The sequence below is a fragment of the Maribacter huludaoensis genome, assembly GCF_029350945.1.
GTDB lineage: Bacteria > Bacteroidota > Bacteroidia > Flavobacteriales > Flavobacteriaceae > Maribacter > Maribacter huludaoensis.
Genome location: NZ_JARKMS010000001.1, coordinates 481,432 through 494,269 on the forward strand (window position 1 = coordinate 481,432; position 12,838 = coordinate 494,269).

Annotated in this window: 6 protein-coding genes; 2 read left to right on the top strand and 4 right to left on the bottom strand. The window is 35.5% G+C overall.

Translation table 11 applies throughout. From position 1 onward, the window contains the following. Window positions 1-3 precede the first annotated feature (3 nt). Complete coding sequence (locus tag PXC01_RS02110; protein ID WP_276470723.1) at window positions 4-1,221, bottom strand: glycoside hydrolase family 117 protein; 1,218 nt, start codon at window positions 1,219-1,221, stop codon at window positions 4-6. 524 nt (window positions 1,222-1,745) lie between these two features. Here PXC01_RS02110 and PXC01_RS02115 point away from each other — a divergent pair. After that, complete coding sequence (locus PXC01_RS02115) at window positions 1,746-3,329, top strand: tetratricopeptide repeat protein (protein ID WP_276470724.1); 1,584 nt, start codon at window positions 1,746-1,748, stop codon at window positions 3,327-3,329. Between the two features lie 392 nt (window positions 3,330-3,721). On the opposite strand, the gene PXC01_RS02120 is transcribed toward PXC01_RS02115, so the two are convergent. The 3 genes from PXC01_RS02120 to PXC01_RS02130 are packed head-to-tail and all read right to left on the bottom strand — an operon-like array spanning window position 3,722 to window position 10,159. Beyond that, window positions 3,722-5,320, bottom strand: coding sequence for a carbohydrate binding domain-containing protein (locus PXC01_RS02120; protein WP_276470725.1), 1,599 nt, complete (start codon window positions 5,318-5,320; stop codon window positions 3,722-3,724). 11 nt (window positions 5,321-5,331) lie between these two features. Beyond that, a complete protein-coding gene (locus PXC01_RS02125; RefSeq protein WP_276470726.1) occupies window positions 5,332-7,059 on the bottom strand; it encodes a RagB/SusD family nutrient uptake outer membrane protein in 1,728 nt (575 codons plus the stop codon). Window positions 7,060-7,069: 10 nt separating this feature from the next. Beyond that, window positions 7,070-10,159 (bottom strand): SusC/RagA family TonB-linked outer membrane protein, encoded by a 3,090-nt coding sequence (locus PXC01_RS02130; protein WP_276470727.1) that lies wholly within the window; start codon window positions 10,157-10,159, stop codon window positions 7,070-7,072. A gap of 818 nt (window positions 10,160-10,977) precedes the next feature. Between PXC01_RS02130 and PXC01_RS02135 the strand changes: the two genes are divergently transcribed. Then, window positions 10,978-12,822, top strand: coding sequence for a hypothetical protein (locus PXC01_RS02135; RefSeq protein WP_276470728.1), 1,845 nt, complete (start codon window positions 10,978-10,980; stop codon window positions 12,820-12,822). The last annotated feature ends 16 nt before the right edge of the window (window positions 12,823-12,838 follow it).

Here is a 12,838-nt window from a genome sequence, read left to right on the forward strand (position 1 = left end):
GTTTTACTCGCCTTTGGCCCTATGTTGGGTCTTTCTTTCAGAAGTAAAGCTCATAATGCTTTGGTAGTCCCAGCTGTTGTATATATGAGAAAGTCCCCAACGTAGTATTTCGGTAGGTTCTTTTTCATTGTCAGCAGATCTGTTTAGACCAATGGCATGCGCACTAACTCCTGGAATAACGGACATTATTTCAAAATTAATACCGTCTGGTGCCCATTGAATAGTGTTTTTCTCTGGTCCATCCGTAGTAATTAAAGCTGCTACACCGCCATTGTAAGGCCAAACACATATTTCGTGGCCACTATTACTAATTGGGTTGTAAGGAGACTTTATATATGGTCCTTCAGGTTTATCCGCTATGGCAAGCCCATGGCGTATCTGTCTACCGCCAAATGTAATTTCCTCACCCATTTGTTCACCTTTGTAGTACAGATAAAACTTACCATTAAGAGGAATAATACAAGGATCATGAACCTTATGGCTATCAAAGTCACCTTTTCGCTCTACCGCAAATCTATCTTGTTCTTCACCTTTCCATATACCATTATCGGCAGGGCTCAGGATAGGCTCTTTGCTCTTTGTCCAAGGACCGTCCGGAGAGTTGGACCAAGCTAGGCCAATTTGGTTTTTTACACGAACCGTGTAAGGAGATTTAACCGTTTGGTAGCTCAAATAATATTTGTCTCCATGTTTCATGATCTCTACGGTAAAAACAGATCGGTCATCATATGCTCCCGCTTTTCCTCTAGGAACGGCCAAACCTTCTTCTTTCCAAGTTTCACCGTCTTCTGAAGTTGCATACCAAATGTCACAACGGTCCCATGGAAATACCTTGTCGTTTTCAACGTCGCCACCAAACCCTTGTGTTGGCCCGGTACTTTTTGAGTACCATACATAGTATTTTCCATTTTCCTTTATAACGGCACTAGGATCTCTACGCACAACACCTTCTTCATATGCCAAGTCACCTTTTAGAGGTTTTAAATCTGAAAATTGAATAAACCATTCATTGCCCAGGTCTACGGGCCATTTTAAAGCTCTTTTAGAAGCGGCGCTTAAGTGGTTTATATCTGTAATGCCCAAATGGTCTATCTGTTCTTGGGTTATGCCTAAAGAGTCTAATATTTTTTGATCATAGGTTGTATCCTGAGCTTGGCATTGAAAGATAAACAGTGCAAAAAATAGAAAGGAATATAAGGTTGTTTTGGTTTTACTGATCATTGTATTTGTTGTTTAATTTATACGAATTTTATTAAAGCTTTCATCTAGGCTTACTACTATTAGTTAAATATTGGTTACACATTCTAAAAGGATAATTGCGCTTAGCAACTTTTAATATGTTGGATTGAACCGAACAAATTTTTTGTTAAAATTTTTTAATGCAGTTTTTAATATTTCTAGTCTGTCTATGTCATTTTTTGGGTTCCAACGAAAATGGTCGTCACTTTACTTAGTCTCAACTTTAGCATTTTAATGCGTCTATTGTGATTTGCAAAAAGTAATGATTACATAATGGATTACTAATTATGCCATCATTATATTGACAAATATTAACTATATGTGGCTAAAAACTCCGATTTATTAATGAATAAAAACTGAACATTCTTAAAAACAGCCCTACTTTACATGAATTTAAGCTGAGCAAATACTATATTGATTTTCAGAGCTGCACTTTGTTATATGTTCAGTACAAATTTCAACAGTGTTTAGTTTTTTAAAATTGTTCAGTTAATATTAATCATGATATGAAGACACGTATAGCGTTTCAAAAAATTGCCAGTATAGTGGTACTTCTATGTTGTTTTTCCGTAACCTCCCAGCAACCTTATGGTACCAACGAATATATAGAAAAGGCAAACCAGCTTACGGCTAAAAATTTGGATAGCGCCATCTATTATCTAAAAAAGGGTATTGTTCATTATTCAATAGAAAAGGATACGATCAATTTAATCAATAGCATGTGCCAATTGTCCGGTTTGTATGACAATGTATTGGATTACGGCAAGTCTTATGATGGGTATTGGGAGGCATTGATATTAGCCGATGAATCTAATGATGATATTTCCAAAGCACGCATCTATCAAGAACTGGGTTGGTTATATACCGCCTATAGAAAGGAAGAAGAATCTTTACGGTACTTTAATATGTCGTTGGAACTTAAGAAGAAACTAGTTGAGGAGAAAAAGATAAGTAGGGACTATTTGGTAAGTAACTACTTTGCCATAGTAAACTGCTACAGGGTAAATCATAATTATGTAATGGCAAAAACATATTTGGATAGTTGTGAACTGTCATTAAAAAAGATCAGTCCAAATAAAAAATCATATTACGTAGAAACGGAAAAAGGGTATTTTGATGCTGTAGCAGGTAATTATGAAAAAGCATTGAGTAAACTGAACGAGACCAAGCTATTTTTTGAAGAGAAAAACCCTTCATATTTAACGGTGGTTCATTTCTTAATGGGAGAGGTATATAGGTTTAGGGGAGAATACGATCAGGCTATAAAAAATTACAAAGAATCGCTGAGGTTTTCAGAAATGTATAACAAGCATTTGGGCTACAAACTGTTCAATTATGAAGAGCTATCTAAGTTATATTATGATCAGAACAATTTTAAGGAAGCCTATTTTTATAAGGACAAAGCACAAGCATTAAATGAAAGCATATTTGGGAGAAAAAGTATAAACCACAAGCATTTATTTGAAATAAAAGATAGATATAGACTTCAAAAAGAGAAAGAAAAGGCACTACTAAAAGAGATAAAAATAGAGAAGCTAGAAGATCAGAAAAGAATTGGTTTTTTACAAAATATCTTAATGGGCGTGGTAGTGATTTTTATGTTTTTGTACGGTGTTCTGTTTTTTAGAAATCTTAGGAGGAAACATAAACTTGAAAAACAAAAGACCAATGAGGTAATGATGCTTAAAAATAGAGAGCTAACGGCATCTGCCCTTCAGTTAATCGAAAAAGAAGAATTCATTTCTAAATTAAAACAGAATATCTCTAAGAGTGATGCTGTAGATACAAAGGCCATTCATAATATGCTGAAGGGCTTTCAAAACACCCCAGGTGGTAACTGGAAAGAATTTGAAGCCAGGTTCACCTCTATTAACGAAAGTTTTTATGAGAAGATCAGGGCTAAATATCCAAATTTGGGCCAAACCGATTTAAAATTGTGCGCCTTGGTAAAGCTAGGGTTTTCCAGTAAAGAAATGTCGTCTTTGTTGGGTATTACCATTGAAAGTGTACATACATCAAGATATAGACTTCGTAAAAAGCTAAATCTGCAAAAAGGTGAAAACCTTATAGATTTTATGGCTACCATTTAATTATTGTTGAATTTCCTTTTAAGCAATTACTGTGTCAAGTTCAAGGCTTATAACATGAACAAATGTGTATCAATAAACCAAACTTCAGTCTTGGATATGCAAGTATAAATGATTGTCATTTAGTATGATTACGAAATTTGGTACGTATAATGCCAGACGGTAGTTTCATATGGTAAGTTAAAAGTAGTATTCACTAAGATTTAGTTGTTTTGCCCGCTCACCGTAAACAATAATAGGGCAGAAAGAAGTTTTTACGTGCAACCGTATTGCTGTTGGTTTTTCTAAAACCGTACCTATAATGACGAGACTAAACATTGGCAAATAAAAAGGGCAGCCTATTTTAGGCTGCCCTTTTGTAATATTAAATACACCAGTTATGGCGTAGGCTATAATTATGGCCTAACGGGAACTTCAGCCAAGAAAAAGTCATCTAAATAGAAGACAAGATTATTGTCATGAAATTCGTTGTACCCTCTTATAAACCATGAGATATCTCTACCGGCACCTGCTGTGAATATTTGCTTTTGGTAGATCCATTTGCCTGTAGGCATATCAGAAGTAAATGTAGTTGGTATTAAACCTGGTCCGCCCCAGTCATCTGCATAAAGTTGAATATCTGCAGATTGTGTTCCGGTCGGTAGGTTGGATATATCACTTTCAACATATAACCAATAGCCAAATTCATATGTTTTACCAGTTTCTATGGTAAAAGTAATTGGGTTTCCTCCAGACTCAGGTCTAATGATCATACCACCATTAGGTCTTAAATTAACTTTAAGGCTTTGCGATCCTGTATGGGTATTCAATAGGTCCATGCTTATATCGAATCCATCCCAAGGTGCTCCCCATCCTTGATAAATATAATTACTAACATTTGTAGTTTCAAAACCGTAATCATATGAAGAAGTAGTATAAAGGTTGTCTAGAGCGTCAAATTCTGTTAATAGCGCATCTGTAATAGCTTCAGACTCTACTTCATCAACCGTTCTTAAAGCTCCTGGAGTATAACTTACAAAAACTTGGTCATCATTATAAAGCTGTTCACCATCTAGTTCTAGAATAACAATAGTAGCTTCATCTTTATCTAAGGTTGCAGAAACAACCGTAGGATTAAGCACAATAGGATTCATTTCATCTCTATTGTTTTCTATTCTAACTGTAAAATCACCGGCATTAATAGAAGTACCGTCTATTTCTCTACTAAACTCTAGGGTAACCTTGTCATTTCTTTCTGCCACTCTATCCAAAGTAACGGGCGCAGTAGAAGGAATCACTTTTATTACCTTCTCAAAAGAAAGGGTATCTGCATCCGTTGGTCTAAACCTAGAAGCAATATATTCAATATCCCAAGATCCTAATCTATTGAATCTCATATCAACGGCAGAGTCGTCGTTAATGGTTATGGAATTTGGCTTACCGCCATCGGAAGCCCATGATACATTTTGAGGCTCTCCTATAGCCGTATAAGATAAACGGATAGAGTTACTGGCTTCCAATTCGTTTTCAGCACCATCTGCCAAGTTGATTTCAGCACCGGTAGAGCCATCAGGGTTTATTCTAAATGCTTTAAGTACCGATTGTATAGAATCAATGACGGTTACTACAATAGTGGTATCCAACTGTCTAGAGTCAATAGGTGCTGTACTATCATCATTGGGGTATACATTACCCTTGAATGTTTGGTTCAACACCACATCATAAACGCCTGCTTTATTGAATATCGCCTTAACGACTTTTTCAGAAGACGTTGTTCCACTTTCCCCAACAATACGGGCATTGCTAGGTAAGGTCCATGTTCTAGATTCTACACCACGTGAAATGTCTCCAAAATCAATGTCTCCACCAACAATTACTTTGTTTTCAAAGTCCATTTCAGAGGTGACGATAATTCTGTGGTTAGGGTCATTTAAATTTAGCTCTTCTTGCTTTTCACAACTTACTAGAAGTAAGGTGAAAACAAAAAGTATACTTAAAAACTTACATTTTTTCATATCTAGTAATTTTAGTTGTTAAAGTTTGGATTGTTTAATACCTCAGCTGAAGGAATTGGGAAATAGTTGTGCTCTTCAGGTTTGTAGTTTTGAGATGATTGACTAAAATCTGGCCTTACCCTTCCTGAAATAAATAAAGGAGCTACACCTTGTCCCGAAATGTCTAGGTTTTCTTCTCTCCAAATTTCATCGGCACGTAAATCATCAAAAACTTCTTTTACGATACCCCAACGCACCAAATCTTTATAACGATGTCCTTCAAAACATAACTCAATGGCTCTTTCCACACGTTGAATATGTGTTAAAACAGTTTGCGCGTTAGCGGTAACCATTGGTTGATCGCCATGAACTTGTTTACTAACATGAAGCTGTGGAAACATACCACCGTTCATATCCATATATTGCTGTAAAGTAACAACACCGGCTCTACTTCTTACCATATCAACATATCTAATAGCCGTTGCAAAATCACCGTTGGCATTGATTACGGCTTCTGCATACATTAATAAAACATCGGCATAACGAATATGTCTAAAATTGATACCGCTACGGCCACGTACCGGCTCACCGTCCATATGATACCAGTTAGAGTGTTTTTTCACATACGCACTTTGTCCACCGCCCCAGGTAGCTTTTGCTTCTGAAAAAGGTGCTAGGTACCAATCTCCTTCACCGTTTCTAGGAGCAATGGTATAGTTCATTCTACGAGACTCTAGGTTACCGTCATTAATTGAATTATTAGGGTCAACTTCGTCGTTTACCAACATTTCATGAAGGTTATAAGAAGCCAATACGGTATTAAAAGCACCGTACTGTATATGACCAACTTCTGTACTTAGTGTGGTAGATTCTGCACCTGCTCCACCGGTAGTGGTGTCATCTTCTGCAAAACCACTATTTCCAGGATTTAAATCAAAAGAGTAGTTGACCTCAAAAATAGATTCATCGTTAAACTCATTAAAATGTGTAAAGTTATCTTCAATGTTTCTGGTTAAACTATAGATACCTGAATCTATGACCTCTTTGAATAGACTAGCAGCTTGCGGCCATTGTTCATCATAAAGATATACTTTGCCTAAAAGTGAAGTGGCAGCGCCCCAAGTAGCTCTACCTGCCGCGGTACTTTCCCAGGTTTCAGGTAAATTGCTCATTGCAAATTCCAAATCTGGAATAATAATTTGTGCGTTCACTTCAGCCGTAGAAGATAGTTCTTTACTTAACTCTTCTAGAGATTGTGCCACCTCATCATGAATCATTGCACCACCATAGGTATGTACAAGCTGAAAGTAAAAGAATGCTCTTAAAAAGCGGGCTTGAGCTTCTATTTCAGTTTTGGTCGACTCGTCTAAAATGTCCTCTTCAACTGTTTTTAGTTGGGTAAGTATTGTATTTGCCCTAAAAATACCAACATATAGCTCTTGCCATTTTTCCGATAAGTGATTTTGACCGTTGGTATAGGTTAAATTTCTAAACGGAAACGGTCTATACCAAGGTTCTGTACCAGCTAAATCTGACATTACAAACTCCTGTACCAATTCAGAGCCACTAACAGAACGGTATTGTAACGCACCATATACTGATGTAAGTGCAGAATTAAAATGGCTCTCTGATTTCCAAAAGCTAGCTTCTGTAAGCGCATTTGGATTTGGTTCGTCTAAAAATGTGTTTTCGTTACAACTAACACCCACTAGCGTAAGAAGAACAAAACTTTTTACAATTATTTTTTTTATTGATTTCATAGTTTTTTTTTTAGAAACTTAATTGAACTCCCATTATAAACTGGCGCGTAATAGGGTAATTACCATTATCTACACCTCTTTGAAATAGGTTATCTCCACCCACTTCTGGATCATATCCTGTATAATTTGTAAACGTAAACGGGTTTACGGAATTTAAATACAGTCTTATTTTATCTACGCCGAAATCCTGTGTGTTTGGAATAGTGTATCCTATAGATATGTTACGGATACGTAGGTAGGTACCATCTTCTAGGAAATAATCTGAAAATGCCCTAACATTAGAGTGGGTACCACTTTGTCTAAAAGTAGGAATATCAGAATCAGGGTTCTGAGGTGTCCATTGAAATACTTGATCTTGATGGCGTCCACCGGCAAAAGCTATTTGCCTTCCACCATTATAGATTTCTGCACCATATGACAAGTAACTTTGCACACCAAAATCCCAGCCTTTATAACCTAAGTCAAAATTTAAACCGGCCTCCCATTGTGGAATACCAGAACCTGAGAATACACGGTCACTATCATTAATAGCACCATCACCGTTGGCATCAATATATTTTATATCCCCTAGTCGTGGGCTACTAACTGCGCTTAGATCTAATTGTTGGTACTCTTCCAACTCTTCTTGAGTTTTTATTACACCATCATTTTGGATCAAGTAGAATGATCCCGCTGGGTCACCAACGCTTAAAAAAGTAGTGGGGTCATTACCTGTACTACCATCTGCATTGGTAAGCGTACCGCCAGAAGCACCAAGTGTTTTACCATTTAAATTGGTAATCTTGTTATCGTTAAGTGTCCAGGTACCTGAAAATCCAAAGGTTAAATCTTCACCTATACTGCCCTTATAATTTGCGGCTACCTCAACACCCTTATTCTGCATGTTACCGGCATTGACCGCCACGGCACCATAAACGCTTTGCGCACGTGGTTGCCATAAACCGGCTGAAGGTGGGGATAACTCATTAATTAACATATCCTTCTTATCATTTCTATAGACATCTGCCGTAAGGTTTAACTTGTTGTTGAACATGCCTAACTCAAAACCAATGTTAGATGAAATTTGGGTTTCCCATTGTACATTAACATTAGGGAATCTACGTTGTACTAGACCGTTTTGTAAATCTTCATCAGCGCCAAATGGGTAATTTACACCAGGTTCTATTACAGGTATGTAAGAGTAATCTGGAATACCGTTAAAACCTACTTGGGCCCAGCTACCGCGAATTTTAAAATTGTTTATAGTACTTGAGTTAAACCAATTTTCATCGCTTACGTTCCAACCTGCCGAAAAACCGTAGAAGTTATTATTTCTGTTATCCGGAGCAAATTTAGAAGAACCATCTCGTCTAATACTTGCACTTAAAAGGTACTTACTGTCATAATTGTACTGGATCCTACCTAGTTTACCAGCTAAGGTGTTTACATTTCTAAATTCACTTGGTGTAGTTGGGTTGGCCCCTGCGTTAAGTACTTGCACGTCATTTGAAGCATCGTCGGCAAAAACGGTACCGGTGTTCAAGGTTCTAAATTTGTATTTTTCATAAGAAGCAACTGCCAAGAAATCTAAATTGTGCTTTCCAAAAGATTTTTTATAGTTTAAAATGTGCTCAATGGTTTCTCTTGTAGAAAACCATTGGTTGTATTGTAGAATAGCATTGGGTGTTGAAGCGGATAAACTTAACTCCCCATTACGATCCAAAGCTAAATACTGAGGCTGAAAGAACTTTCTAAAATATTGACTCTCGTTACGACCAATATTGACTTTGTAGGTTAACCCATCTAAAATTTCGTATTCCAAGTTCAAGGCAATACTATTGCTCTTGTTTTCCCTTTCGTCAATATTATCTAACTGGCGCGCTAGAAAGCCATAAAATATTTCGTTTTGTACACTTAACTGAACGGTGTTTTCCCCATTAGGTTGAAATACGCTAAAAGGTGCACTGTGGGGTACATTACCAATAGCAAAACCGAATATATTCCAAGGTTCTTGCTCACGATTCTCAGTAGTTAAACTTGCGGAAGCAAAAGCTTTGAATTTCCCTTTGGTAAACTGTCCGGTAAGTCTATTCGTTAAACGATCAAAACCGGAATTGATCAAAACCCCTTCTTGTTCGTAAAAAGTAGTATTGTAGTTGTACGTTAAATTTTCGGCACCACCAGATAAGTTTACATTGAAATTTCGCACTACGGCGTTATCGTTTTGTACTTCATCAACAAAGTTGGTGTCCCAATCCAATACGTTGCCATCTATTAAAAAAGTTAGTGGCTCATCACCCGCAGCTTCTGCACTGGTTTCCGTAACATAAAGAAAATCGGTTGTATTAGATAATGGTGTACCAGAGGTAATGTTTTGGATACCTGTAAACATATTAACGTCTACCTTCATTTTACCTTTTTTACCACGTTTAGTTGTAATCAAGATTACACCACCGGCACCACGCACACCGTATACCGATGCCGAGGCACCATCCTTTAAGATGTCTATAGACTCAATTTGTTCAGGAGCAAGATTCGGATTTCCTTCTTGGGGTATGTTATCTACCACATATAGCGGTTCTCCACCGTTCAAGGAAACTAATCCACGAATTTGTACGTTTGCGGCTTCCCCTGGACGGCCACTTGCCGCTTGTATGTTTACCCCGGCAACTTTACCTTGAATGGCAGCTCCAATATCGGATACAGGTATTTTAACAAGCTCGTCAGAATCTACTTTTGCAACCGCACCGGTAACTTCTTTCTTCTTCTGTGTACCATAACCTACAACAACGACCTCTTCTAATTGTTGGGAATCTTCTTCCAAGGCCAGGTTCAAGGTACTTGTGTTGGCAGAAACTACTTGTTTTACACTTTTAAAGCCTAGGTAAGAGAACACTAGGGTTTCACCTGTGTTGGCATTAATGGTATAGTTACCATCAAAATCGGTTACGGCACCCTTGCCTGATCCTTCAACAACTATGGAGACACCCGGCAACGGCATGTTTTGTTGGTCCGTTACCACACCTGTAACGGTCTGTTGTGCGTAAGCCCAACCTATTCCTAAAAATAGGTAGAGCACAAAGGCACTCATTTTCATAAATTTTGGTTTTTGTCCTTTCATAATGATGAGTTAGCTAGTTGTAATTTGAACGACACTATTAATATGTCATTTAAATAGATTAATAATTTAATTATCGAAAAAAATTCAGCTATGAAATTATCATATTATGAAAAGGGGTAATAAAAAACGCCCTCAATAAAAACTAGACACCGTTTTACAATTTTTGGTAAACGGTCAAGTTTCATTCAAGAATTTAGAATAGTTGTAGGGGAAATTTTTGAGAATTCTTAAAATGTTGGAATTTCAGTGTTTGTTGATGGTTTATCCAAGTTGAAATTGCGGTGAGCAAAGCTATTTCAGTAGTTTTCCATTGGTTTGGCGGCATTAAAAAATCATTAAATGATGGTGGGTATAGGTAGTATGTTCAGATTTTGTTCAGGTGTTATATAGGATGTAAAATATAGGTTTTGGTCAACTATTGGCGCTTTTTATTTCTATGGTAAAATCTAGGTTGGTTTTTTAATCTGATGTCCGTATTGCAGAAATTAATGCTCAAGTATTCTAAAAAAATCAACGATACCTGTACAGGTTCTAGAAGTTTGTTCAGAACGGTATAATGGTAAATAGGGTGTTATTACTTAGAAGTTTACGGTTTTGTAAGGCATAAAATGGGTAGTGTTTTTTGCCATTTTTTACTTCCATGCCCTGTATTTTTTCTTTCTTCTTTTACGGGTTACCGTAATTTTCCATGGAAGAATAATACTACCTTGTTGGTCCGGTTCTAAAACATTACTTCCCCCTGCTGTTTTGGAGTTTAAATTTTTTACTGTCGCATCATTTAGTCCAGAATTAATTATAACAAGTAAGTATCAAGTCTTATGAAATTAGAGCGAATATTAGATAAATTGGGGTCTATAGAAAAAAACTCATTCATTAAAATCATTGATAATATTATATCTAAAAACCCAACGAATGGTAAAGAGATAGATAAAATTTTAAGTTCATCTGATAAAGGTTTGAAATCAGTTGACAATCAAAATATTTCTAGAATTTTCAACTTAACCTCAAGAGAATTCCAAAGTTATATTGAATGTGAATTTCAAGAAATTACCTCGCAATTAGATGTTTTAATAGATATAATTATACGTGATGGTAATTGTATTATGAAACAGGATTGGTTTTCTCGATTGTATGATTCAGAAATTAAGAATCTAAAATCTAAGATTAAAATTCTTAACGCAAGTATTGAAGACGAAAAGTCTGAGATTAGTTTATCAAGAAAAAGAGATTATAGAATTTATAAAGCTTGTTTACATACAGCCTATCAAAATGATTTAGAGAACAATAGAGATGCAAAAATAACTTCAGATGAATTGTCAATAATTTTAACTCTTGGAAAACAATTAGGGCTTTCTCAAGAAGAAGTTAAGCTAATAAACTATTCCATCGTCCCAATTAAGAAACTGGACATACAAGAAGTAATTAAAAGTTTAAAAAATATTGGAGTAATATTTTATTCGAATAAAGAAAATACAATTTATGTAGCTGATGAAATGGTTCGCCTTTTAAGGAAAATTAGAAAAAAGGAAGTAGCTACTAAATTTTATCGAAGAACATTAAAATTACTAAGGGACCCTATAATAAATCAAATAGCAAGAGATCATAATATAGATAGGAAATTATCGTCAGCACAGAAAATTGAAGAAATCATTAAGGAGGGTGTTTCCTTTACAAATTTGCTTATAGAGGATATATATAAATCAGGAAGTACATTAACGGAGAAGAAAAAAACTTTGAATGAATTATGTGAAAAAGGCTTGAATATAAGTAACCTTAAAGGAAGTGTTTTAGAAGATAAAATAGTTAGTCTAATTCAACATTTTGAGAATGTGGAGAGAGACGAAAAAGTTGGAATATCCTTAGATGGTTTTGATAAGCTACTAGTTGAACTAAACCAATCTCTACCTAAATTAAACAAAGAAATAAGGGTGCAATTTGAACTACAAGATGAATTTGTGTTGAAAGGGGATTATCTATTGGACTATAATATTAAACCTAGAGATATACTTGATTTAATAATAAAACCTGACTTGACTAAGTTCATCAAGGACAATGGAATTAAGCAAAGAGGAGATGATATTTTAAATATTCTTGAACATTATAAAGATGTTGAAAATCTTTATTTAGAGAATTACTCTAATGTAGCTTTTAGAGATTTAAACTTATTAAAAGAGAATGGTATTACGGTAAAAGAAAGTGAATTAGGTTTAAAGTTTGAAGAGTTGACAAAAGTAATTTTTAAAGGTTTAGGTTTTAATGTAGATGAATCTTTAAAAAGTAAAATTAACACTCAAAAGGATATGATTGACATTCTTTTGAATTTGGGAAATGATGAGATAATTATCGTTGAATGCAAAACAAGTAAAGAGAGAGGTTATAATAAATTTAGTACAGTTTCTAGACAATTAAAATCGTATCAAAATTTAGCTTTAAAAAACAATTTGCGTATTGTTAAGATACTATTGGTAGCACCGGAATTCAGCGATGATTTTGTGACAGATTGTGAAATGGATACCGAAATGAATTTATCACTTTTAACGGCAACAACATTATCTAAAATTTTAGAATCCTTCAAAGGCTCAAATTACACTGAATTTCCTCATGTATTATTTAGAGATATTGTAATTAATGAAGAACGAATTTTAAAAGCATTGAGTAAATAATTAGAAGTTATAATAA